At 71.0% G+C, this 23,869-nt stretch carries 18 protein-coding genes; 4 read left to right on the forward strand and 14 right to left on the reverse strand.

Features of this window, described 5'->3' with window-relative positions; all coding sequences use genetic code 11:
* Positions 1-802 precede the first annotated feature (802 nt).
* Positions 803-1,609, forward strand: a complete 807-nt coding sequence (locus ACFY1U_RS46210) for a hypothetical protein (RefSeq protein WP_390700091.1) — start codon at positions 803-805, stop codon at positions 1,607-1,609.
* Here the strand turns inward: ACFY1U_RS46210 and ACFY1U_RS46215 are convergent.
* The 5 genes from ACFY1U_RS46215 to eccB form a co-directional block, all read right to left on the reverse strand.
* Positions 1,606-1,974: a hypothetical protein gene (locus ACFY1U_RS46215; RefSeq protein ID WP_390700092.1), complete on the reverse strand. Its 369-nt coding sequence runs from the start codon at positions 1,972-1,974 to the stop codon at positions 1,606-1,608. The genes ACFY1U_RS46210 and ACFY1U_RS46215 overlap by 4 nt on opposite strands.
* A gap of 64 nt (positions 1,975-2,038) precedes the next feature.
* Entirely contained in the window at positions 2,039-3,232 is a 1,194-nt protein-coding gene (gene mycP, locus ACFY1U_RS46220) for a type VII secretion-associated serine protease mycosin (protein ID WP_390700093.1), read from the reverse strand.
* A 290-nt stretch (positions 3,233-3,522) separates the two neighbouring features.
* Positions 3,523-3,813 carry a WXG100 family type VII secretion target gene (locus tag ACFY1U_RS46225; protein WP_115905531.1) on the reverse strand — a complete coding sequence of 97 codons (291 nt, stop codon included), beginning with the start codon at positions 3,811-3,813 and terminating at the stop codon, positions 3,523-3,525.
* A gap of 115 nt (positions 3,814-3,928) precedes the next feature.
* A complete protein-coding gene (locus ACFY1U_RS46230) occupies positions 3,929-4,240 on the reverse strand; it encodes a WXG100 family type VII secretion target (RefSeq protein WP_115905532.1) in 312 nt (103 codons plus the stop codon).
* A 266-nt stretch (positions 4,241-4,506) separates the two neighbouring features.
* Complete coding sequence (gene eccB, locus ACFY1U_RS46235) at positions 4,507-6,084, reverse strand: type VII secretion protein EccB (RefSeq protein WP_390700094.1); 1,578 nt, start codon at positions 6,082-6,084, stop codon at positions 4,507-4,509.
* A 350-nt stretch (positions 6,085-6,434) separates the two neighbouring features.
* On the opposite strand from eccB, the gene eccE reads away from it, so the two are divergent.
* The 3 genes from eccE to ACFY1U_RS46250 all read left to right on the forward strand — a co-directional run bounded on the left by eccE (position 6,435) and on the right by ACFY1U_RS46250 (position 11,553).
* Positions 6,435-7,760: a type VII secretion protein EccE gene (eccE, locus tag ACFY1U_RS46240; RefSeq protein ID WP_390700095.1), complete on the forward strand. Its 1,326-nt coding sequence runs from the start codon at positions 6,435-6,437 to the stop codon at positions 7,758-7,760.
* Positions 7,760-8,605, forward strand: a complete 846-nt coding sequence (locus ACFY1U_RS46245) for a hypothetical protein (RefSeq protein ID WP_390700096.1) — start codon at positions 7,760-7,762, stop codon at positions 8,603-8,605. The genes eccE and ACFY1U_RS46245 overlap by 1 nt, the downstream gene beginning before the upstream one ends.
* Positions 8,606-8,823: 218 nt before the next feature.
* Positions 8,824-11,553, forward strand: a complete 2,730-nt coding sequence (locus ACFY1U_RS46250; protein WP_390700097.1) for an SCO5717 family growth-regulating ATPase — start codon at positions 8,824-8,826, stop codon at positions 11,551-11,553.
* A 204-nt stretch (positions 11,554-11,757) separates the two neighbouring features.
* On the opposite strand, the gene ACFY1U_RS46255 is transcribed toward ACFY1U_RS46250, so the two are convergent.
* The 9 genes from ACFY1U_RS46255 to rimP form a co-directional block, all read right to left on the reverse strand.
* A complete protein-coding gene (locus ACFY1U_RS46255) occupies positions 11,758-12,705 on the reverse strand; it encodes a bifunctional riboflavin kinase/FAD synthetase (protein WP_390700098.1) in 948 nt (315 codons plus the stop codon).
* A 160-nt stretch (positions 12,706-12,865) separates the two neighbouring features.
* Complete coding sequence (locus ACFY1U_RS46260) at positions 12,866-16,507, reverse strand: trypsin-like peptidase domain-containing protein (RefSeq protein WP_390700099.1); 3,642 nt, start codon at positions 16,505-16,507, stop codon at positions 12,866-12,868.
* Between the two features lie 256 nt (positions 16,508-16,763).
* Positions 16,764-17,669 (reverse strand): tRNA pseudouridine(55) synthase TruB, encoded by a 906-nt coding sequence (truB, locus tag ACFY1U_RS46265; RefSeq protein ID WP_390700100.1) that lies wholly within the window; start codon positions 17,667-17,669, stop codon positions 16,764-16,766.
* Positions 17,666-18,112, reverse strand: a complete 447-nt coding sequence (gene rbfA, locus ACFY1U_RS46270) for a 30S ribosome-binding factor RbfA (RefSeq protein ID WP_351480218.1) — start codon at positions 18,110-18,112, stop codon at positions 17,666-17,668. Before rbfA ends, truB begins: the two co-directional genes overlap by 4 nt.
* Positions 18,113-18,144: 32 nt before the next feature.
* Positions 18,145-18,438 (reverse strand): DUF503 domain-containing protein, encoded by a 294-nt coding sequence (locus ACFY1U_RS46275; RefSeq protein WP_242775834.1) that lies wholly within the window; start codon positions 18,436-18,438, stop codon positions 18,145-18,147.
* A gap of 144 nt (positions 18,439-18,582) precedes the next feature.
* Entirely contained in the window at positions 18,583-21,702 is a 3,120-nt protein-coding gene (gene infB / locus ACFY1U_RS46280; protein ID WP_390700101.1) for a translation initiation factor IF-2, read from the reverse strand.
* A gap of 148 nt (positions 21,703-21,850) precedes the next feature.
* Positions 21,851-22,129 carry a YlxR family protein gene (locus ACFY1U_RS46285; RefSeq protein ID WP_181922298.1) on the reverse strand — a complete coding sequence of 93 codons (279 nt, stop codon included), beginning with the start codon at positions 22,127-22,129 and terminating at the stop codon, positions 21,851-21,853.
* Positions 22,130-22,230: 101 nt separating this feature from the next.
* Positions 22,231-23,253 carry a transcription termination factor NusA gene (gene nusA, locus ACFY1U_RS46290; protein ID WP_390700102.1) on the reverse strand — a complete coding sequence of 341 codons (1,023 nt, stop codon included), beginning with the start codon at positions 23,251-23,253 and terminating at the stop codon, positions 22,231-22,233.
* A gap of 2 nt (positions 23,254-23,255) precedes the next feature.
* Positions 23,256-23,759: a ribosome maturation factor RimP gene (rimP, locus tag ACFY1U_RS46295; RefSeq protein ID WP_390700103.1), complete on the reverse strand. Its 504-nt coding sequence runs from the start codon at positions 23,757-23,759 to the stop codon at positions 23,256-23,258.
* Between the last annotated feature and the right edge of the window lie 110 nt (positions 23,760-23,869).

Here is a 23,869-nt window from a genome sequence, read left to right on the forward strand (position 1 = left end):
TTCGTCCTGCCCTCTTACGTGCTTACTCGATAGTCCGCGGTACGTTCCGGTTGCGGTCCTCTTCCGAGATCCAGGTCTCTTCGTCCTCGACCAAGTAGTCGGGGCGGTCGCCCTGGCTGCTCTCCTTCTTACGGCGGTCCTTGCCGCCTGCTCCAGCTGCACCGGCCTGGGTTCCACCCCGGCTGCCGTGCAAGCCTGCTCCGCCGCCGGCGCCCTTGCCGACTCCCTTGGCCGCACCGACCACACCGCCTCGGGCCCTTGCGAGGGCCCCACGACCTCCAGCGCTGGCACCACCTCGGCCAGCTGCACCGAGGCCTCCGCCACCCATGCCGCCCATACCGGCTCGCCCTCCAGCACCACGGCCCGCTGCCGCGCCGCCAGCCAAACCACCGCGACCAGCTAGGGCCCCGAGCCCGCCAGCAGACCCCTCCGCAAGGCCAGCAGCTCCGCCAGGCACCCCGAGACCTGCGCTCCGTGCTCCACCGATACCGAGGCCGCCGCCACCACCGACGCCAGCTTCGCCAACACCTGTGCCGGAACCAGTCCCAGAGAGGCCAGGAGAGATGCTGTCCACATTTGTCTTAGCCGTCGGAAGCTGCGAGCTGGCTGTCGGAAGCTGCGAGCCTCCCTTAATGCCCGGGTCGCGCGGGACCGTGGGGGCTGGCTTGATGCTGGCTGTCGAACCAGCGCTCCACGGCTTGTTAGCCACACGCCCCGCACTCGGCCCCCCAGCCGAACCACTCGGTACTGTGACCGGGGGAGGCATCGTCACGTCATTCTTCGGAGGAGTGACGGGATCTCTGTGGTTATAGGTCCCCCCACTCTGGAGGTTCTGCGTATAAACCTTGTAGTTGGTCGCCAAGGTCTCCATGACACCTATGGCCTGAAGCTTTCGCTCCATCCCCAGCGACAAGTTCTTCTCGTTCGCCTTGGCAACAGTGGCGGCGCTTACACCCGCAGCCAGGTCTTTCATGGCCTGGGTGTCATCGCGACCATCGTCATTCATCCTGTCACCCGCGCTCTCAAGCGTGGATGGTTCGTGAATGCCCTCCATCTGCGTCTTAGCATTGTCGAGGTCTGTGCTGATTGCGAAGAGCTGCTCTGCCGTGAAATTGGCGTGTGCAGCACCGTTCCGAATCTGGACACCGATCTCGCCTGCCTTGCGCTTAAAGGCTTCGGCGGCTTGGCCTTCCCAGTGTGCCAGGACATCGTCGACGGCTTTTTGAAGGTCCCCGGCGATGCTGCCGTTGGCCGGCTGTGTGTCCACGGCGCCGGTCTTGCCATCCCCATCGCCGCCGGAAAGGATTTTATGGACGCTCTTCCAGTGGTCGCCGACCGTCGCGATCGTTCCCGGGTCGGAGCTCAAGATCATCTTACGAAGACCGTTGACCGAGTACTGCATGAAGTGCGTTTTGAAGTCCTTGCGATCGACGGCCTGTCCGTGGCGTTTGACCGTGTCGGACTCGATGAGCCGGTCATGCTCCTTCTGCTTCTCTGCCTTCTCTTCTTTTTCCTGTTTTTCCTGGGCCTGCTGGCCAGCTGGGGTATCCTGCCACCTATCGGGCATTCCCCACTCCCCTCGTCAGTGCTGTTTTCTGAACTCGACTAATCAGAAGCCAACTGGCCCTTGGCGGAGCCACCCGAGTCGCCGCCCATGCCATGCTTAATCTCGTGCTCCCCGTCGTTGTACCTGTCCCGGACCTTCGAGGTCTTCGTGCTGAAGTCGTCGATCAACCCGTGGAGACTCTTAATCATCGCCTCGATCTTGGCCTTCATGTCACCATGAGCACCGTGCAGTTCCCGAGCCTCCTCGAACACGCAAGAATCCCCTGAAACCTGCCCGAAGGCATTGATTGGGATTTCCGTCTCGTACTTCGAGGTGTTGCCGGCCTTCTCCATGTCATCGAGTAGACGCCAGAGCCTGCGGATGACCTCATCCAGCGCGCTCAGATCAACCCGCATTCCGTCACTCATACCCCGTTGTCCTCTCCCCTGTTTCTCAAGTTCTCAGCACCCGCACGGTGCCCAAGTTGACCAGTCATCGCCCAACTCGCCCAACCCGCCGACTCCGCCAGTCCCGCACAGCCACCCCACTCCCCGCAACCACCAACACCGCCGCGAGCCCCGCACCCACCACATAGATGGCCGTTCGGCGCTCCCGTTCCGCCTCGCTCTCGCCCATCGTCACCGCCATGGGGACGACCCCGCCAGAGCCGGCCTTCACCACCGGGTCCGGAGTTGGTGAGGCACCCGGCGTCGAGGTGTCCGACAGCGCCGCCACCGGATCGATCACGCCCCAGCCGATGTAGCGGTTGGGGCCGCGGCCCGGGCGTTGGGCCGTTTCCTCGATGCGTGTGGCGATCTGATCCGCCGTCCAGCCCGGGTGCTTCTGCTTCAGCAGGGCCGCGACGCCCGCGACATACGGTGCCGCGAAGCTTGTGCCGTCGGCCGTGCACTGGCCCTTCTTCGGGACCGTCGAGACCATGTCGACGCCCGGTGCCGCGACGTCCACGAAGTCGCCTGCCTGTGAGAAGTAGGCGCGTTCGTCGTTGCGGTCCGAGGCGGCGACCGCCAGGACGCCCTGGTACGACGCCGGGTAGGTGTTCGCGGACTTGCCGTCGGCTCCGTCGTTGCCGGCCGCCGCCACGATCAGGGCGCCCCTCTTCACGGCCGCCGCCACACTGTCCCGGAGCAGCTGGTTGTCCTGCTTGTCCGCGGTGTCCGAGGAGATGTTGATGATCTTCGCGCCCGAGACGGACGCGTCATGGATCGCCTGGGCCATGGTCTTCGAGTTGCCCTGCTTGTTCTCGCCGCCCGTGTAGCGGTAGGAGACGATCTTGGCGTCCGGCGCGATGCCCTCGAAGCCGGTGCCGTTGATCGGACGGGCGGCGATGATGCCCGCCACCCGGGTGCCGTGGCCCTCGATGTCCTTGTTCGCGGCACCGTCGACATAGGTCTTGCCGGCGCCGGCCATGGCAGCCCGAAGCTGCGGGTTCGAGCTGTCCACGCCCGTGTCGATCACCGCGACCGTCACGCCCTTGCCCGTCGCCTGCCCCCACATCTGGTCCAGCAGGATCCGCTGGAGGGACCAGGGCGTGGACTTGATGACGTCGCCGCCGAAGACGCATTCCGTGCTCGCCGCCAGGCCGAACTTCGCGCCGCCGGAGGCAGGGCCGTCGGAAGCGAAGGCCGGCGGTGCCGACACCACGCACAACCCGGTCACCGCAAGCACGCCAAAAACCCGCTGCAGTGCGCGGGTTCCACTGTTGCGGTCGTTGCGGCTACGCGAACGGGCTCTGCGGCCCTCCACGTTCAGGCCCCTCATGTTCAGGCCCCCAGGGCTTCCTGACGTACCGATGCCGGACGTCCCGATGACGAGTGCGGAGATTGATGACGAGTGTGAAGATTTGCTGAATTTGCTGTGCACGGTCCCGAAGCAGAGGACGGCCCAGCCGACACCGTGGCGTCGGCTGGGCCGATTCTCTTCATCTCAGGTCCCTCAGGCCTCGGGTCGCCGACGGCTCAGCCCCAGGTGGAGGCGTTGCTCTTCTCCGTGGCCTGGTAGTTCTCGGCGGCGCTCTGCAGCGCCGTGGAGATCTTCAGGAGGGTGTTGTGCAGATCCTGGGCCGTCTTGTCCCACTCGGTCTGCTTGCGCTGGTAGCCCTCCTGCGCCTCGCCCTCCCAGGTGGCGGCGACGCGCTTGACCGCGGCCTCGAGGTCGTCGAGCTGCTGCTTGATGCGGCCGGCGGTGGTACGCACGTCCGTGGAGGCGTTGGTGATGGTTGCGTAATTGACGAGGATCGACATCGTCATTCCCTTTCAGGAAGAATCGTTAGGAAGTCGTTCGGGATCGATCAGGATCAGTGGAACCTCATGGGCCCAGTGGAACCCCACGGGCCCAGTGGATCGGTCGGAGCCGGGGTACGGCTCAGCCGAAGTCCGACATGATCTTGCTGATCTCGGAGTTCTGCTGCTCTTCCGACGCGGAGTAGTTGCTCCGCGTGGAGTCCACGGCTTCCTTGATGTCGTTGAGGATGTCGCTCATCTTCTTCGCGTCCTGGTTCCAGCGCTCCTGCAGCTGGTGGTAGGACGTGGCCGCCTGGCCCTTCCAGCCGCCGGCGATCTGCTCGATGACGCCGTTCAGACGGCGGATCTCGCCCTGCAGCTGGCCGTTGACAGTGCTGATGTCACCGGAGAGCTTGGTGAGTTCGTCCTCTGTTACCCGGAACTGGCCGGCCATGATGACCTTCCCCCATGTCGTCGTTCATGTTGACTGATCCGGGAAACCTAGTTGCTGCCCGGAGAAGCTTCGCACCGTTGAGCGCTGCAAACACTCTATCGTCAGCCTGTCTCACATCCACAGGCAAGACCAATCAGTTACACGGCTCACACACTTGGGCGATCATCTTGTGATCAACAACCCCGGTGCGCTCAAGTGCCTGTGTACGTCTGCCCGTTGACAGTCGGCGAGTGCAACCAGCCGACCCATCTACAGGAGTTGCACGATCACTGGCTCTGTTCCTGCGAGGCGCTGCCCGTGTCCAGCGTCGGGCCCTTGGGGATGAACTCCGCCCAAGTCTGCGGCACCAGCGCGGGGTTGGTGATGTCCTCGTAGCCCAGGCGCGTACGCGCCTTGTCCGTCTCGCTCGCGTTCTGCGACGACCCGTCGGAGCCGGAGGAAGACGAACCGGCGACCTTGCCCTTCGCCGCGCTGTCGTTGTTCGACGGCAGCGAGTAGCGCAGGCCCGTGTCCGTCAGCAGGTACTGCGCGCCGCCGCCGCCCGCGACGCCCGTGAGCTCCTTGAAGAGCAGGCCCGAGCCGGAGGAGACGTAGGCGCTCACCGAACCGGAGACGACCTTCTTGGGGTACGTTGTTCCGGCCCAGGCGGCGAGCTGCGGCTTCTTGTCGGCACCGAAGGTGCCGTCGTAGACGCTGCAGGAGGTGGTACGGGCCTGGCCGTTCGCGGTGGACGCGGGGTTGGCCTGGTGCGGGACAGTGTCCGGCCAGCCCTTGTCCGCGTAGAACTTGTCCGGCGCGCCGCCGTTGGCCGCGATGATGACGTTCTGGGGGACCTTGGTGGTCCCGGTCGCCCGGGCCTGGGGTGACTGCATGAGCAGCTCCGCGACGAACGGGGTGACGGAGGCGACCTTGTCCTGGAGGACCACGTAGTACTGCTTGCCCTGCGCGTCCTCCGACTCCAGTACCTGGCCCACCGTGGTCGCCCCGGTGGGCAGGCCCTTGGCCGTCGTCGTCCCGCCCGCGTCCGGGACGGTCGGGAACGTGATGGACCCGCCGTTGTTGAAAGTGGCCAGCCACTCCTGGCTCACCGGCTGCGGCTCGGCCGACTGACCGATGACGGCCGAGAGCAGCTGCGCCATGGTCGTCTGGTTGAGCCCCGGTCCACCCAGCAGGAAACGGGTCCCGTCGCGGTCGATCAGGTAGCGCGCTCCGGTCTTGCTGTCCTTGACGTACAGCGCCTCTGAGGAGTCGACCTTGCCGGAATCGTCCAGTGTCTTGGCGTCGTCGGCATTGAGGACGAAGACGGCGCGGTCGATGGAGTCGGCCGAGCCACCCGGCGCCGGACGCTCGCACACGGCCCACGTCTTCGCCTTCTCCGCGTCGTCCTTGGAGGGCAGGCGGTCCGGGGCGTACGGGATGCCGATCGTGGCGCCGTGCGGGATGTTGCTCTTGTCGATCTCGCTGCCGGAGACCTCGATGACGCTGCCCTTCCCCTTGTCGAGGAGGAGCTTGGCGGAGGCGTAGTTGAGGACCGGGTGCAGCGTCGCGACCTCCTTGCCGTTCGACGTCTTGTCATTGATGACGACGTAACGGGTCGTGGAGTCGCTGTCGACGATGATGTACTCGCCGGGCTTGTCCCAGCCCGCCGGTGCCGCCGGCTTGATCACGCCGTAGGCGATGAAGCCGATCACCAGGACGACGCCGAGCGCCAGGCTGGGCGTCACCGTGCGCATGGGACGCGGCGCGCCTTCCTCCGAGCCGCCCGGCGACGGTGCCAGGAACGCCGCGACGGTGCGCTTGCGAGCGAAGTTGTAGGCGGCGAGCTCGTCCTGACGCTTTGCCATGGTCCCCGTTTCTCCCGTTTTGTACTGCTGCACTTGATCGTGCTCGTGCTGCTCGACCGGTTCCAAAGGCCGCTTCGGCCGCGCAGGCACCTACTATGCCCTGCGCCACCGGACGCCGGTTCACCAGGTGTTGGGCCGCCCCCGCATCTTCACAGAGCTTCACCACAGCGCTTCACCATGCGGGCCCGGTCCGTGAAAGGCTGGCCACCTGGGGTTTCGGTGTCCCGTGTGTCGCCTGCTGTTGCGCAGCGGGTACCGTGAGCCGCCCATATGGATGTTGTGGGCCCAGTCATGGCCCAGTGATGGCCCGGTGAGCGGCCACATAGTTCTCGAAAGGGATGTCCCGGGGGATGAGCAGCGCTACGAGCACTCGGCGCGGTCGCCGCGCACAGCAGCAACAGGGAGGGCCCGGCGACAGACGTCGTACACCGGCCGTTCCTGCCGCCCCCGCCGCCGCGTCGCCGCGCACGCTGCCCCGCCCCGGCGGTCTGGGTCCGGTGCGCTTGCAGCAGCTCATCCTGGTGGAGCTCGCGGCCGCGGTCATGCTGGCCGCCTGGGCCGCCGACACCTCCTGGCTGCTGGCCCCGGCCGGCGCCGTGGCGGTACTGCTGCTTCTGCTGGCGGTGCTGCGCAGGGGACGGCGTCCGCTGCCCGAGTGGTACGAGACGACGCGCGCGATGCGGCAGCGCCGACGCGACGCCAAGCTGCCCGTACCGCCCGGGACCGATGCGATGCTCGCGCCGGTCGTGGAGTGCGACCCGGCCCTGCGGACGTACAACTTCGTGTCGCGTGACAACCGGGCGATCGGCATGATCGGCGACGGGACCTTCCTGACCGCCGTCCTCTTCGTACAGCCGGCCGACGAGCCGCTGCGGCCCGCCGCGGCCCACCGGCAGCTGCCGCTGAAGCTGGTCCAGGACGCCCTGGAGGTCGACGGGATCCGCCTCGCCTCCGCGCAGGTCGTGCAGCACACCCAGCCGGCGCCCGCGCCGCATCTGCCCGCGCAGTCGCTCGCCGCGCGGTCGTACGGACCGCTGCAGGCGCAGGTCGGTTCGCCCGCGCTCCGGCTCACCTGGGTCGCCCTCAAGCTCGACCCGGAGCTGTGCCCGGAGGCGGTGCAGGCGCGCGGGGACGGTGTTCCCGGGGCGCAGAAGGCGCTGCTGCGGGTGGCGGACCAGCTGTCCAGCCGGCTGGCGGGCGCCGGTTTCAAGGCGACCATCCTGGACGAGAACGAGCTGGTGCAGGCCCTTGCCACATCCAGCTGCCTCAACCCGCGCGCCAACGCGCAGCACGGCCAGGAGGGACGGGCGCCCCAGCGCCGTACCGTCGAAGCGGTGAAGTCCTGGCGGGTCGACGACCGGTACCACGCGACCTACTGGGTCTCCCGCTGGCCGCAGTTGGGCAACGGCGGTGTGGCGCTGCCCGAGCTGGTCACACGGCTGACCTCGCTGCCGGTGCTCGCCACGACGTTCAGCATGACCCTGAGCAAGGCCGGCAACCGGGGTGTCTCGCTCAGCGGGCACATCCGGGTCACGGCCCGCGGTGACAGTGAACTCGGCCAGGTGGGACGGGAGTTGGAGCGGGCCGCCAGTGCCGCGAAGGCCGGTCTGGTCCGTCTCGACCGGGAACAGGTCCCCGGAGCCCTCGCCACCCTGCCGCTCGGAGGTACCTACTGATGTCCTACCCCCCGCAGACCATGCCACCGGGACAGCAGGGCCGCACCCCCGGCCGTACGACGCCGGCCCATGTGGCCTCGCCGACCGACACCGGCATGATCCCGATCATCCGGCAGCCGGAGACCCCGCAGCAGCAACGGCGCATCGTCAGCCCGGGGTTCGGGCTGCGCGGGCCGCGCCGCAACCGCCATGTCGTCACCGCCGACGAACTCGCGGCGATCAGCATGCCCATCGGCGACGACGGTGTGCTCATCGGCACCGACCCGGAATCGCAGCCGGCGGTGCTGGGGCTGTCCCGTCCGACCGCCTTCGACGTCGTCCTCGTGGGTGGTCTGTGGCTCGCCCAGGTGCTGGCGCTGCGCGCCGCCGCGACGGGCGCGCGGGTGGGCGTGGAGACCGGACGCCCGCAGGTCTGGCAGCAGTTGGCGCAGGCGGCGGGCGGCGGCCAGCAGTGTGTGACGGTCTATCCGGTGGGCCGGGTGCCCGCGCAGGGGCCGTCGGTGTCGAGTCCGGTGGTGCTGATCCGGGACTGTGGTGTGCGCCCGCCGCGCGGGCGGGTGACCTCCGTGCCGTGGCAGGCCGTGGTGACGGTCCTGCCGTACGTCAGCGAGCACGCGCCGCGCTGGCTGGCTCAGGCGCAGCTGGTCGGCATCCAGCGCATCTCGCCGCAGGAGATCGAGGTCGTACGCGACACCCTGGGCGTCCCGAACGAGCATCTGCAGCACCTGCCGGCACTGCACGAGGGCGCCGCCCTGTGGTGCACCCGCAAGCACCACAAGTTCGTGATGACCGAACCCACCGACGCGGAGACGGGCCTGCTCGGCGTGGCCCGAAGGATGGACTGACGCGTCGTCGTCACCGGGGGAAGGGTGCGAACGGTGCGAACCGGCCGCACCCGTGAGGCTGTTGAGTTCGCACCCATGGGGGCTTTTCCGTCCCGCCATGTGAGTGATTAGGCTTCTGGTGGTGCGGTGACGATCGCAGTCGCGTGGGACTCGCCACTCGGTCCGCCCGGCCGCGACGACGACCAGCTCAGCAGCAGTGGCTGACCAGGAGGCAAGCAGTGAACAGGGATCGGTCCGAGTACAACGGCGGCAGCCCTTCCTCGGACGGGGACGATCACGAGGTGGACCTCACGGGCGAGTTCGAAATCGTCTACGAGCCGCCCGCCTGGTACGCCCAGAGCACGCAGGGTGGCTCCTCGTCCGGTGGCCAGCAGGACGGCGGGCGGACCTCTCCGCCGCCGCCGAGCGGGCCGCCCATCGGAGCACCCACGGGGCCCCCAGGCGTCACACCGCAGCGCCCCGCGCCGCCCGCCCCCGCACCGGCACAACCGCCCGCCCAGGCCGCACCGCAGCAGCCCGCACCGCAGCAGCCCGCACCGCCGTCGCAGCCCGCGCAGCCCGCCCCGGCTCAGGGCACGGGCGGCTATGGATTCCCGCCGCAGCAGTCCGCGCCGGGCACCGCCCCCGCGGCGACGCCCGGCGGGTACGGCTACCCCCAGCAGACGGGCGCGGTCGCGCCGCCCCAGTCCGGCCAGGACACCTCGGGCGGCTTCGCGGCACCGCAGCAGCAGCCGCCCGCCGCGCCCCAGCAGCCGACGCCCACCCCGCCGCCCGCGGCGCCGCAGCAGCAGGCGCCTGCCGCGCCTGCGGCCGCCGCGCCCGGTTTCCCCGTGCTGCAGCCGGTCGACGAGGACGCGCAGTCCGCCACCCCGGCGGCGGGCGTGCCGACGGCGGCCGCCCCCGAGCAGCCGGACGCCGAGCTCAACCACGCGGCCGCCGACGCCGAGGCGGCGCGCCTGTTCGGCGGTGGCGACGACGACGCCGAGCCGGAGGAGCCGCACGGCGACCAGCCGGAGCCGGTTGCCCCCGCCGCGTCCGCGGCCGGTGCCGAAGAGCCGGCGCCCGAGGCGGACTCCCCCGCCCCGGCGAAGGCGGAGCCGGAGGCCGAGGCGGCGCCCGCCGCTCCCCCGCCCCCGCCCGTCGCCCAGCCGCAGCCCACCGCGCAGGCCCCGACCCCGCCCCAGGCCGCCCCGGGGCTTCCCCCGCTGCCGCAGGGCTTCGCACCCGCACACCCCGGCCAGGCGGTGCCGCAGCCGGACCCGCAGGCCGCGGCCGGTTACGGCTACCCACAGCAGCCCGGTCAGCCCCCTGCCCAGCCGCAGCCGGGGCAGCCGGCCCACCAGGCGCCGCCGCAGGGCACGTTCGGGCCGGCCCAGCCGCAGCCCGGATACCCGGCGCAGGGCGGACAGCCGGCGCCGGCCGACCCGCGCCAGGCCGGCCAGCCGGGCCAGCCCCAGCCGCAGGCCGCCGGATACGGCTATCCGCAGCAGCAGCCGCCCCAGGCCGCCCAGCCGCAGCCCACCCCGCCGCAGGCCCAGCCGCAGCCCGCCGCTTACGGCTATCCGCCGCAGCCCGAACAGGCCGGTTACGGCTACCCGCCCCAGCAGCCGGGCTACGGCTACCCGCAGCAGCAGCCTCCGGCACAGCCCCAGCCCCCGCAGCAGGCGCCGCAGCCTCAGCCGCCCCAGCAGCAGCAACCCGGTGCGTACGGCAACCAGGGCTGGACCGCCCCGCCCGGCCCGCAGGCCGGACCGGGTGCGCCCCCGCAGCAGCAAGCCGCGCCGGGGACCCCGCTCGGTTACAACGCCGCCGTGGAGCTCTCCTCCGACCGGCTGCTGCGCAACCAGCCGAAGGCCCGCAAGAACAACCAGGCCCCCTCGCGCTTCAAGCTCGGCGCCAAGAAGGAGGCGGCCGAGCGGGAGCGGAAGCTGGGTCTGATCCGTACGCCGGTGATGTCCTGCTACCGGATCGCGGTGATCAGCCTCAAGGGCGGCGTCGGCAAGACCACGACGACCATGTCGCTCGGCGCCACCCTCGCCACCGAGCGCCAGGACAAGATCCTGGCGATCGACGCCAACCCGGACGCCGGCACGCTCGGCCGCCGGGTGCGGCGTGAGACGGGCGCGACCATCCGCGACCTCGTCCAGGCGATCCCGCAGCTGCACAGCTACATGGACATCCGCCGCTTCACCTCGCAGGCGCCCTCGGGTCTCGAGATCATCGCCAACGACGTGGACCCGGCGGTCTCCACCACCTTCAACGACCAGGACTACCGCAGCGCGCTCGACGTGCTGGGCCGGCAGTACCCGATCATCCTCACCGACTCGGGCACCGGTCTGCTCTACAGCGCGATGCGCGGGGTCCTCGACCTCGCCGACCAGTTGATCATCATCTCCACCCCCTCGGTGGACGGTGCGAGCAGCGCCTCGACCACGCTCGACTGGCTGTCGGCGAACGGCTTCGCCGATCTCGTCCAGCGGTCGGTCACCGTGATCTCCGGTGTCCGCGAGACCGGCAAGATGATCAAGGTGGAGGACATCGTCGCGCACTTCGAGACCCGCTGCCGCGGTGTCGTCGTGATCCCCTTCGACGAACACCTCGCGGCGGGCGCCGAGGTGGACCTCGAGATGATGCGGCCCAAGACCCGCGAGGCCTACTTCGATCTCGCGGCCCTCATCGCCGAGGACTTCGCCCGTACCCAGCAGGGCTTCGGCAACCCGAACATGCAGTACCCGCAGCAGCCCCAGCAGGGGTACGCGCCCCCGCAGCAGGATCCCCAGCAGCAGCTCTACGGCCAGGGCGGCGCCCCGCAGCCGGGTCAGGGCTGGGGGCAGCAGCCCCCGCAGCAGCCGGGACCGGGCCAGGGCTGGCAGCAGCCGCCCCAGGACCCGCAGCAGGGTCAGCCGCCGCAGCCGGGCGCCATGCCGCCGGGCTGGACCCAGCGGTAGCGCTCCGCCGGGGGAGCCGCGATGGGCCGTTGATCGTCTGCGGCGCCATCGTGGCTGGTCGCGCGGCCGCATATCGATACAGCCCCGCGCCCCTCAATGCGCGCGGCTGAACCGCAGCCGACTTCGGCCGGGCCGCTTGGCCGCGAAGGTCGAAGGGCGCCGGTGCCTGTGAGGCACCGGCGCCCTTCGGCGTCGTAGGGATGTCTACTCTGCGGCCGTCACCAGTTCGCGGCAGCGCTTCACGTCCTCGGCCATCTGCTCCAGCAGGGCCTCCAGGGAGTCGAACTTCGCCTGGCCGCGGACATAGGCCAGGAAGTCCACGGCCACGTGCAGGCCGTACAGGTCGAGGCCCACGCGGTCGATAGCGTACGCCTCCACCGTGCGCTCGGTGCCGTCGAACTGCGGGTTCGTGCCGACGGAGATCGCGGCCGGCATCGCCTCGCCCTGGACATGCAGCCAGCCGGCGTAGACGCCGTCGGCCGGGATCGCGGTGTGCGGCAGCGTCTCGACGTTGGCGGTCGGGAAGCCCAGCTCACGGCCCCGCTGCGCGCCCCGTACGACGACGCCCTCGACGCGGTGCGGGCGGCCCAGGATCTCGGCGGCGCCCTCGACGTCCCCCTCGGCGACCAGGCGCCGGGTGAGGGTGGAGGAGAACGGCTCGCCGCCGCCCGCCTCACCGCGCACGTACAGATCGACGACCTCGACCTCGAAGTCGTAGACCTTGCCCTGCTCGGCGAGGAACTCGACGTTCCCCGCGGCCTTGTGGCCGAAGCGGAAGTTCGGGCCCTCGACGACCGCCTTGGCGTGCAGCTTGTCGACCAGGACCTTGACGACGAAGTCGGCCGGCGACAGCTTCGAGAACTCCGTGGTGAAGGGGAGGATCAGGACCGCGTCCACGCCGAGGTCCGCCATGAGCTCGGCGCGGCGGTGGTGCGGGGCCAGCAGCGGCGGGTGGCTGCCGGGGCGGACGACCTCGCTGGGGTGCGGGTCGAAGGTGACGACCACGGAGGGAACGCCCAGCTCACGGGCGCGGTCCACAGCATGCCGGATGATCAGCTGGTGACCGCGGTGGACTCCGTCGTAGGAGCCGATGGTGACGACGCTGCGCCCCCAGTCCTCGGGGATGTCCTCCAAGCCACGCCAGCGCTGCACTGTGACCGCTCCTCGAACCCGTGTCCGTGTATACCGACCTCTTACGCAGGTCTAAGGGTGCCATGCCGCGCGCGAACGGCCCGCATCGGTAGGGGGGCTGTGACCCGACGCACGCCACGCGCCCCGCGGATAGGGGCGCATATGGGCGCGGCCGCGCTGCTCAGACCGGCACGCGGGCGCCCGCCAGGTTCTCGATCATCCGGCGGGCGCCGGGGCCCACCACCGCCGACCAGGCCTGCGGGGCCTCGGTCAGCCAGCCGCACATGCGGGCCGCGAAGCCGGGGAGCTGACGGCCCAGGTCGACCAGGCCGCGGTCGAAGCGGGCCGCGCCGTCCGGGGTGCGGACCAGGAGCAGCCCGGTGCGGTGCACCAGCTCGCGCGCGTCGTCTCCGGCGTGCCGGGCCGCGGCGTGCAGCAGGGTGTCCAGGACCGCGGCGGCCTGTTCGTGGGTCAGGAGGAAGTCGAGGAGTTCGCGGCGCAGGACGCGGGAGGCGGGAGTGCCGGGAGCGGCGAGTACGGCGGCGAGCGCGGCCCGCACCTCCTCCGGGCCGCCGTCGAGGAGACCGGTGACCAGGGGGAAGAGCACGGCGCGGGCCTCCGGTCCCTGGTCGAGCTGCCGGTCGACGTACGCAGCCACGTCGGCGGCTGTCTCCGGGCGCCGCTCCACCGCCTCCCGCACCAGTGTGGCGACCCTGCGGGCCAGCGGGGGCGTGGTGACGTCGGCGAGCGTGCGCAGCGCCTGGCCGGCGTCCGGGCCGCGCAGACGCTCACGGAAGGCACCGAGGACCGGTTCCGGGTGCGTGGTCAGGGCGGCGACGAGGGCGCTCGGCGGGAAGTGCGGGTCACCGGCCGCGAACTGCCGCAGGGCCTGCGGGAGATGGCGGGCACGCGTGCGTGGATCGCGGACGAGGAGGGCGAGCGCGCCGCCGTGCAGGGTGCAGTCGGCGGGGCGGGCGAGGAGGGCGAGGGCGGCGTAGCGCAGGAGTTCGCGGTCGGCGTCGGTGCGGACGTGGGGCGCGGCGCGCAGGCCGTACGCCACCGCCGCCACCCGCCGCGCGGGCCGCTCGTCGTGCGCCCACCGGTCGACGGCCCGGCAGATGGTCGACGGCTCGTCCTCCGCGAGTACGGCGAGCAGTTCGTCCGCCCTCGGGTGCGCGCTCTCGACCAGCACCTCGGTCAGGTCGTCCAGGGCGAGGTGCCGGTGGGTGTGCAGCAGCGCCTGCGCGGCCTCGGCGACGGTCGCGTGCGGGGTCGCGGGGAGCGGGCGGGCGTCGTCGAACCAGCGGGTGAGGAGGGGTTGTACGGCGGTGGGGTCGTCGGCGAGGAGCCGGGAGACGGCGTCCAGATAGCGGGGGCCGGTGTCCTGCGGTGGGCCGTCGGCGAGAAGCAGGTGGCGCAGCAGGTCGAGGCGTTCGGTCTGCGGGAGCGGCAGGGCGGTCCAGAAGCCGGGGGCGAAGGGGTCTGTCGCGGCGCGGGCCGGACGGGAATCGCCCTTGGTCTCCCGGGAGTTGGCGCACTCCTGCCGGCGTGCCGCCACGAGCCGGTCGGCGAGCCGTCGCAGCACCGCCAGGTACGGGGTGGCGTCCGGTACGCGCAGCAGGGTTTCGGTGAGGAGGCGTGCGGGCCACCAGGAGTGCGGATCCGCATCCAGGACGTTGGCCAACTCCTCCATTCTCACGGCGAGTTGGGCGGACCCCTCCTGACGGGCGAGGAGCAGCAGGGCCTCTACGACGGGGCCGATGCGGTGGTGCGGTACGGGGAGGGGGCGGGTGCCGCCGTCAGGGGTGTGGCCGTGGTGGACCAGGGTGCGCAGGGCCTCGTCGAGGTCGAGGTGCATGCCCTGGAGCCAGTCGGCGAGTTCCTCGTGGGCGAAGCGGTAGCCGCTGCCGGCGGGGACGAGCAGGCCCTCGGTGAGGACCGCTGACGCCCAGCCGGTGCCGCCGCCCAGCCGCGCGGGGGCCGCTCCCCAGGGGAACACCGCCTCGAAGGTCTTCCGGTCCAGCTCGCCCTGTCCTGGGCCGAGGCTGCGGCGGGCGGCCTCGTGGACCTGGCCGGAGACCTTTGCGGCGAGGCGGCGCACGGCGGTGCCGCGCAGTCCGTTCTCGGCGGCCAGTCTGACGGCGATGCGCAGGCACATCAGGTCGAGGTGGGCGGCGAGGACGTCGTTGCGGTCCACGCGGGCGTGGGGGGCGTCCTGGAGGGCCGCGTTGACCTCTGAGAGGAGGCGGAGGGTGAGGGGGTGGCGGGCGTCGGGGGCTTCGAGGGTGCCCTCGGGGATGCGGTAGCGCGCGCGGGCTCTGCGGGCCTCGTCCTCCGTGAGGTCGCCGAGGCGCACGCAGGGGAGGTCGCCCCCGACGCCCCTACCCGTCCCGTCCCGGGGGGCTGCCGCCCCCAGACCCCCGCTTTCGGCCTGAACGGCCTCGTCCTCAAACGCCGGACGGGCTGAAATATGCGGACCGGCGCCGCACAGCGTGCCGGCAGCGGCCGAAAAGGCCTCCCAGTACTCCGTCCTGCACGCCACGATCAGCCGCGTCCCCGTCTCGCGCAGCCATTCCGCCGTTTCCTCGGTCCACTCCTCCAGGCGGTGGGTCAGGGCGGGCGGCATTTCCTCGGGGCCGTCCAGGAGGAGGAGCAGGGGGCGGTCCGCTGTGCGGGCGGCCTGGGCGAGGCGGTTCGGGCCGGTGTCGCCGAGGGCGGCCGCGGAGGTGGACTTCGCCGCCGCGACGATGCGGGCGGCGCGGGCCAGCGCACGGGCGGCCGCGTCCACGACCGAGGTGTCGTCCTCCTTCAGGTCGGCGCCGCGCAGCCACAGCGTGGGGGCCGGTTCGGGGCCGCGGTTGCGGCGGGCGGCGAGGGACGCGAGTTCCGTCGTACGGCCGCTGCCCGGTGGCCCGACGAGGCCGAGGACGGTGGCCGGGCCCTGCACGAATGCGGCCAACTCCCTTGCCGTCTCGGCTCGTTCGACCGGCTCGACGCCCGTCCGGCCGACGCGGCCCTCCAGCGCCCCCGGCGGGCCGTCCTGGCCCACCGACGTGGCCGTCAGTTCCAGTACACCGGCCAGGTTGAGGTCGGCTCCGTATGCAGGCACGGTCTCCGCGTTCCGGGCGAGCAGGCCGGCAAGCGGGTCGCACGGTGCGATGGGGGTCCCCCCGCTCGAGCGAAGCCGAGAGTGGGGGAGGAGCGGGACCGCGAAGCCGACGTCGCGGTGGCCGGAGTGCAGTGCGGTGCCGAGGACGGCGACGACGGCTCCGGTTTCGGCGTCCAGGACCGGTCCGCCGGCCGCCCCGCCGCCCAGCCGCAGGGCGTCCCGGCCGGTTGTGCCGATCGCCAACTCCAGGGCCTCGTCGAGGAGATGGAAGCGGTCCGTCGCCGCATACGTCACGGAGGTCGTGCTCAGCACACGGGCCTCGCGCCAGCAGCCGGCGGCGAGGTGGACGTATCGGCCGGTCTCGACCCGGTCCCGGACCGTGACCGGCAGCGGTTCGACGCCGAGGCCCTCGGTGCGTACGAGGGCCAGGTCCAGGTCGGGCAGCGGGGTCACCGCGTCCGCGGTCACCAGGCAGGTGCGATCGCCGACGGTGTGCAGGACGAGCCTGGGCAGGCCGTCGACGGCCTCGTGGCTGGTGATGACGGTGCCGTGGTGGTCGGCGACGAAGCCGGTGCCGCGGGGGCGGCCGGCCAGGTCGTGGATGCGGACCAGGGCGGCGTCGCGGGCGGCCGGTTCCCCGTCAGAGGTGTGTCCCGTTCGCGTATCCTCCGCCGGCCGGTGTCCGTCCCCGGTCCGCGGGCCCCGTCCCGCCATGTTCGAGCCTCCCCGCCGTACAACTGTGCCCTCAGCTCGACGTTAGGGCCACGATGATCAGCGGGACAGATCACTTGGCGAACGCGCCCCCTTCCGCTCCCTCGGTTCACTCCGAGCGCCTGCCCGGACGGGTGAACAGGCGGGGGTCGGTGGATACACCCTAGGGGTGGGGGAACCGAGGGGGGACCGTGGAGCGGCGGGCACAACCCCGTGACCGCCGCTCCACGGGCAGGCAGTACCTGTGCGTTACCGGGGCTCAGCCAAAGACGGCCAGGCTCTTCGCCTTGCCCTTCTGTTCCTCCACGAGCGCGAGGAAGTGCCCCTCGGGGTCGAACACGGCCACCGGGCCGCCGCCCGCGTACACCTCGGGCATCTCCAGCCGTACGCCGTTGGTGAGCAGCCGGGCCCGCTTGGCGTCCACGTCCCAGCGCGGGAACGCGGCCGTGGCCGCTTCGGCGATCGGCATCACGGTGAGCTCCTTCTGGAGCTCGTCGAGCGTCTTCGCCGAGTCCAGCTTGTACGGGCCCACCCGGGTGCGGCGCAGCGCGGTGAGGTGACCGCCGACGCCCAGACCGGCGCCCAGGTCGCGGGCCAGGGCCCGGATGTAGGTGCCCGACGAGCAGACCACGGAGACCACCAGGTCCAGCACCGGGGTGCCGTCCTCGGCGACGGCGTCACGGACGTCGTACACCGCGAAGGAGGAGACGGTGACGGGCCGGGCGGGGATCTCGAACTCCTCGCCCTCCCGCGCCCGCTTGTAGGAGCGCACACCGTCGATCTTGATGGCGCTGACCTTCGACGGGACCTGCATGATGTCGCCGGTGAGCTTCGCGATCCCGGCGTCGACGGCCTCGCGGGTGACCTTCGAGGCGTCTGCCGACCCCGTGATCTCGCCCTCTGCGTCGTCGGTCAGGGTCGTCTGCCCGAGGCGGATCGTGCCCAGGTACTCCTTCTCGGTCAGCGCGAGGTGACCGAGCAGCTTGGTGGCGCGCTCGACGCCGAGGACGAGCACGCCCGTCGCCATGGGGTCGAGGGTTCCCGCGTGCCCGACGCGCCGGGTGCGGGCGATGCCGCGCATCTTGGCGACCACGTCGTGCGAGGTGAAGCCCGACGGCTTGTCCACGATGACAAGCCCGTCGGGCGTCCGGTTCTTCTGGGTCATTCGGCGGTGTCGTCCTCGTCTTCACCCGGCTTCTTGTACGGGTCCGCCTCGCCGGCGTAGGTGGCGCCGGCCGAGACCTCGCGCACCTTCTGGTCGGACTGGCGGGCCTTGTCGAGGAGGTCCTCGATGGTCCGGGCGGTGTCCGGCAGGGCGTCCGCGACGAAGGTCAGCGTCGGCGTGAACTTCACGCCCGCGGCCGCGCCGACCGCGGAACGCAGCACGCCCTTGGCGCTCTCCAGACCGGCGGCGGCGGCCGCCCGCTCCTCGTCGTCCCCGTACACCGTGTAGAAGACGGTCGCCTCCCTCAGGTCCCCAGTGACCCGGGTGTCCGTGATGGTGACGTGCGAGCCGAGCCGCGGGTCCTTGATCCCGCGCTGCAGCTTCTGGGCCACCACCTCTCGGATGAGGTCCGCCAGCCTCTTGGCACGCGCGTTGTCGGCCACTGGTCCGTCTCCTTAAGTGCTTACTTCTTGCTTCAGTCTTCGTCGCTGTGGAGCCTGCGTCGAACCGAGAGCAGTTCCACCTCGGGCCGCCCGGCGACCAGCCGCTCGCAGCGGTCCAGTACGTCGGAGAGGTGTCCCGTGTCCCCGGAGACCATCGCGAGGCCGATCTCGGCCCGGCGATGGAGGTTCTGGCTGCCCGTCTCCGCCACGCTCACCGCGTACTTGCGCTGGAGCTCGGCCACTATCGGACGGACGAGAGAGCGTTTCTCCTTGAGCGAGTGGACGTCGCCGAGGAGCAGGTCGAAGGACAGAGTCCCCACATACATGTGTGTCCGGATGTCCCGCCGGTTCGGGGTACGGGCGCCACGCTTCGACGCCGATACGGGAACCGTACACGCAACGGCCGGGGCCGATCGACGGAAATTCCGTGGAGGAACTTCCCCGCCGATCGGCCCCGATCGCGTGCTGGATCAGACGCGCGGCTTCTCGCGCATCTCGTACGTCGCGATGACGTCGTCGACCTTGATGTCGTTGAAGTTGCCGAGGTTGATACCGCCCTCGAACCCTTCGCGGATCTCGGTGACGTCGTCCTTGAAGCGACGCAGACCCTCGATGTTGAGGTTCTCCGCGACCACCTTGCCGTCGCGGATGAGGCGCGCCTTGGTGTTGCGCTTGACCTCGCCGGAGCGGATGAGAACACCCGCGATGTTGCCCAGCTTGGACGACTTGAAGACCTCGCGGATCTCCGCCGTACCGAGCTCGACCTCCTCGAACTCCGGCTTGAGCATGCCCTTGAGGGCCGCCTCGATCTCCTCGATCGCCTGGTAGATGACCGAGTAGTAGCGGACGTCCACGCCCTCCCGCTCGGCCATCTGCGCCGCGCGGCCTGCCGCACGGACGTTGAAGCCGATCACGATGGCGTCCGAGCCCATCGCCAGGTCGATGTCCGACTCCGTGACCGCACCGACGCCGCGGTGCAGGACGCGGATGTCGACCTCTTCGCCGACGTCCAGCTGGAGCAGGGAGGACTCGAGGGCCTCGACGGAACCAGAAGCGTCACCCTTGATGATGAGGTTGAGCTGCTGGACCTCGCCGGCCTTGAGCACCTTGTCCAGGTCCTCGAGGGAGACACGGCGCGTGCGCTTGGCGAACGCGGCGTTGCGCTCACGGGCGGCGCGCTTCTCGGCGATCTGACGGGCCGTACGGTCCTCGTCCACCACCAGGAAGTTGTCGCCCGCACCCGGGACGTTGGTCAGGCCGAGGACCTGGACCGGCGTCGACGGGCCGGCCTCGGCGACGTTGTTGCCGTTGTCGTCGAGCATGGCGCGGACTCGGCCGTAGGCGTCGCCCACGACCATCGTGTCGCCGACCCGCAGGGTGCCTCGCTGGACGAGGACCGTCGACACGGCACCGCGGCCGCGGTCGAGGCGGGACTCGATGGAGATGCCCTGCGCGTCCTGGTTCGGGTTGGCCCGCAGGTCGAGCGAGGCGTCCGCGGTGAGGACCACGGCCTCCAGCAGGGAGTCGATGTGCAGACCCTGCTTGGCGGAGATGTCGACGAACATCGTGTCGCCGCCGTACTCCTCGGCCACAAGGCCGTACTCGGTGAGCTGACCGCGCACCTTGGTCGGGTCGGCGCCCTCGACGTCGATCTTGTTGACCGCGACGACGATCGGGACGTCGGCCGCCTTGGCGTGGTTGAGCGCCTCGACCGTCTGCGGCATGACGCCGTCGTTGGCCGCGACGACCAGGATCGCGATGTCGGTCGACTTCGCACCACGGGCACGCATGGCGGTGAACGCCTCGTGACCCGGGGTGTCGATGAAGGTGATCTTGCGCTCTTCGTCGTTGACCTCGGTCGCGACCTGGTAGGCACCGATGTGCTGGGTGATGCCGCCGGCCTCGCCCGCGATGACGTTCGTCTTGCGGATGGCGTCGAGCAGTCGGGTCTTACCGTGGTCGACGTGACCCATGACGGTCACGACCGGCGGACGGACGACCAGGTCCTCCTCGCCGCCCTCGTCCTCGCCGAACTCGATGTCGAAGGACTCGAGCAGCTCGCGGTCCTCCTCCTCGGGGCTGACGATCTGAACCTCGTAGTTCATCTCGCCCGCGAGGAGCTGCAGCGTCTCGTCGGAGACGGACTGCGTGGCCGTGACCATCTCGCCCAGGTTCATCATGACCGCGACGAGCGACGCCGGGTTGGCGTTGATCTTCTCCGCGAAGTCGGTGAGGGAGGCACCGCGCGACAGGCGAATGGTCTCGCCGTTGCCGCGAGGCAGCATCACGCCGCCGACCGACGGGGCCTGCATGGCCTCGTACTCCTGGCGCCTCTGCCGCTTCGACTTGCGACCGCGACGCGCGGGACCGCCGGGACGACCGAAGGCGCCCTGCGTGCCACCACGGCCACCGGGACCGCCGGGACGACCACCGAAGCCGGGACGACCGCCGCCGCCGGCACCCGCACCGGGGCCACCGGGACGACCGGCGAAACCGCCGCCACCGCCACCGGGACCGCCGGGACGACCGGCGAAGCCGCCACCGCCACCGCCACCACCGGGACGACCGGCGAAGCCGCCGCCGCCCGGACGACCGCCGCCACCGGGACGACCGCCGCCGCCGGGACCGCGGCCGCCGGGGCCACCGCCGCCGGGACGCGGGCCGGCAGCCGGACGCTGCGGCATCATGCCGGGGTTCGGACGCGGGCCGCCGGGGCCGCCGCCGGGACGGGGGCCGCCCTGCGGACGGGGCATGCCGCCCGGGGTCGGACGCGGGCCGCCCGGAGCCTGCGGACGGGGGCCGCCCGCCGCACCCTGGGGACGCGGACCACCCTGGCCGGCACCCTGCGGACGCGGAGCGCCGCCGGGGGCGCCACCCGGGCCGCCGGGACGCGGAGCACCACCCGGACGGGGCGCCTGCGGGCGCGCCATGCCGGTGGAGCCACCGGAGGTGAAGGGGTTGTTGCCCGGACGGGGACCGGCCGGACGGGCACCGGGACGCGGAGCGCCGCCACCCTGGCGCGGGGCGCCGGGACGGTCACCGCGGTCGCCACGGCCCTGGCCGCCCTGAGCGGGGCCGCCGGGACGGGCGCCGGGACGCGGGGCCTGGCCTGCCGGACGCGGGGCGCCCGGACGCGGGCCGGAGCCCTGGCCCTGGGAGGCAGCCGGGGCGGCGGGAGCCGCCGGAGGCGCCGTGAACTCGGGCGTGGTCGGAGCCGGGGACGCCGGGGCGGGCCGCGGCGCGGGCTTCGGGCCCGGGGTGGGACGGGGGCCGGGAGCGGCCGGCGCGGCGGGAGCCGCGGGCTTCTCGGCGGCGGCCGGCTTGGGAGCCGGCGGGCGCGGGGCGGCCGGACGGGCGGCCTGCGCGGGAGAGGGGGCTGCCGGACGAGCCGGGGCAGCCTTGCGTGCGGGGGCGGACTTGCCGCCTCCGTTGCCCTGCTGGAGGGCGTCCGTCAGCTTACGGACGACGGGCGCTTCGATGGTCGAAGACGCCGAACGGACGAATTCACCGAGTTCCTGGAGCTTGGCCATGACGACCTTGCTCTCAACCCCGAACTCCTTGGCGAGTTCGTATACCCGGACCTTAGCCACTTCGCTCCTTTTAGGTCCGGGTTGCGGCCGGACCGTCGCTACTTCATGGGCGTACTCATCGCGTGCTCATCGAGTGCTCATCGCAATCTCGACCTACTTCCAACTCGCGGGGTACCAGGGCCGCACGGAGGTTCCGTACGACCACGTCTTACGGTGTTGCCTGCTCGACATAGAGGCGCAACGCCTTTGTGTCGAGCGCTCCCGGGGCGCGCAGCGCCCGCGTGAACGCCCGGCGGCGTACCGCCAGGTCGAGACAGACCAGGGCGGGGTGCACATAAGCACCCCGGCCGGGCAGCGTACCGCGATGATCGGGGACGCATTCATCCTCGACCGCCACGATGCGCAGCAGATCCTTCTTGGCCGCTCGCTGCCTGCACCCCACACAGGTGCGCTCAGGGCATGCGCGGGCGCGCGTCCGGCCAGACACCCTTAAGTCTACCTCCCCGTGGCGACCTCACCCCTTTGGGGCAAGAATCGAACAGTTCCGCGCATACAACTGTCGTGATCTAAGCCATCCGCGGCTTGGATCTATTCCCCGCGCTGGTCGCTCCGCTGGTCTCCGCGCTGATCCTCGGTCTGCTCGGTGTCCGGACGGATGTCGATCCGCCAGCCGGTCAGCCGGGCCGCGAGGCGGGCGTTCTGCCCTTCCTTGCCGATCGCCAGCGACAGCTGGTAGTCCGGCACCGTCACCCGCGCGGAGCGGGCGGCGAGGTCCACGACCTCCACCTTGGAGACCCGGGCGGGCGACAGCGCGTTGGCGACCATCTCCGCCGGGTCGTCCGACCAGTCGACGATGTCGATCTTCTCGCCGTTCAGCTCGCCCATCACGTTGCGCACACGCCCGCCCATGGGGCCGATGCAGGCGCCCTTGGCGTTCAGGCCCGAACGGGTGGACCGCACGGCGATCTTGGTGCGGTGACCGGCCTCACGGGCGATCGCGGCGATCTCCACGGACCCGTCGGCGATCTCCGGCACCTCCAGGGCGAAGAGCTTCTTCACCAGGTTCGGGTGGGTGCGCGAGAGGGTCACGGACGGCCCGCGGACGCCCTTCGCCACGCGTACGACGTACGAGCGCAGCCGCATGCCGTGCGGGTACGTCTCGCCGGGCACCTGCTCCTGCACCGGCAGGATGGCCTCGAGCTTGCCGATGTCCACGAGCACGTTCTTGGGGTCGCGGCCCTGCTGGACCACGCCGGTGACGATGTCGCCCTCACGGCCGGCGTACTCGCCGAGCGTCGCGTCGTCCTCGGCGTCGCGCAGCCGCTGCAGGATGACCTGCTTGGCGGTGGTGGCGGCGATACGGCCGAAGTCGGACGGGGTGTCGTCGAACTCGCGGGGCTCCTGGCCCTCTTCGAGGTCCTCGGGGTCCTCCTTCGCCCACACGACCACGTGTCCGGTCTCCCGGTCGAGCTTCACGCGCGCGTGGCGGTGGCTTCCCTCGGTGCGGTGGTAGGCGATGAGGAGGGCCGACTCGATCGCCTCGACCAGCAGGTCGAAGGAGATCTCCTTCTCCCGTACCAAGCCCCGCAGGGCACTCATGTCGATGTCCACGGCTACGCCTCCTCTTCCTTCTCGTTCTTGTCCTTGCGATTGAACTCGACCTGCACGCGCGCCTTGTCGACGTCGCCGAAGGCGAGTCTGCGGCTGGTCGCCCTGCGGCCCTTCACCCCGGGCACTTCGAGATCAAGGCCTTCGTCGTCGACCTTGAGGATCCTGGCGACCAGTTCCCCGCCCTCGGCCAGCTGGAACTTCACCAGCCGGTCCACGGCGCGCACGTAGTGCCGGTGTTCCTTGAGGAGGCGCTCCGCGCCGGGGGTTCCGACCTCGAGGGTGTACTCGCCCTCGCCCATCGCGTCCGTCTCGTCGAGTTTCGCCGAGAGCGCGCGGCTCACATCGGCGATCTGGTCCAGATCGGCACCGGTGTCGGAGTCGACGACCACGCGCAGCACCCGCTTGCGTCCGACGGAGTCCACTGCGATCTCTTCGAGATCCAGGCCCTGGGAGCTGACGAGCGGTTCCAGGAGCTCTCGCAGCCTCTCGCTCTGGGTGGTGCTCATCCGGGTGACTCCTCGGCCGCGTGTGCTGTTGTGGGATGGGTCGCGTGTCTGGTCAAAGGGTATCCGGTCGCAGGGTGTGTTGCCGTACACGTACGGACGTGCGGTGCCGA

Origin of the sequence: Streptomyces sp. NPDC001351 (assembly GCF_042896045.1) — a bacterium.
Taxonomy (GTDB): domain Bacteria; phylum Actinomycetota; class Actinomycetes; order Streptomycetales; family Streptomycetaceae; genus Streptomyces.

Excerpts from the sequence above, each read along its gene's own strand:
- ACFY1U_RS46260 (WP_390700099.1), bottom strand. The coding sequence starts at position 16,507 with ATGGCGGGACGGGGCCCGCGGACCGGGGACGGACACCGGCCGGCGGAG.
- eccB (WP_390700094.1), bottom strand. The coding sequence starts at position 6,084 with ATGGCAAAGCGTCAGGACGAGCTCGCCGCCTACAACTTCGCTCGCAAG.
- ACFY1U_RS46215 (WP_390700092.1), bottom strand. The coding sequence starts at position 1,974 with ATGAGTGACGGAATGCGGGTTGATCTGAGCGCGCTGGATGAGGTCATC.
- eccE (WP_390700095.1), top strand. The coding sequence starts at position 6,435 with ATGAGCAGCGCTACGAGCACTCGGCGCGGTCGCCGCGCACAGCAGCAA.
- ACFY1U_RS46275 (WP_242775834.1), bottom strand. The coding sequence starts at position 18,438 with ATGTATGTGGGGACTCTGTCCTTCGACCTGCTCCTCGGCGACGTCCAC.
- truB (WP_390700100.1), bottom strand. The coding sequence starts at position 17,669 with ATGACCCAGAAGAACCGGACGCCCGACGGGCTTGTCATCGTGGACAAG.
- ACFY1U_RS46225 (WP_115905531.1), bottom strand. The coding sequence starts at position 3,813 with ATGACGATGTCGATCCTCGTCAATTACGCAACCATCACCAACGCCTCC.
- ACFY1U_RS46230 (WP_115905532.1), bottom strand. The coding sequence starts at position 4,240 with ATGGCCGGCCAGTTCCGGGTAACAGAGGACGAACTCACCAAGCTCTCC.
- rimP (WP_390700103.1), bottom strand. The coding sequence starts at position 23,759 with ATGAGCACCACCCAGAGCGAGAGGCTGCGAGAGCTCCTGGAACCGCTC.
- ACFY1U_RS46245 (WP_390700096.1), top strand. The coding sequence starts at position 7,760 with ATGTCCTACCCCCCGCAGACCATGCCACCGGGACAGCAGGGCCGCACC.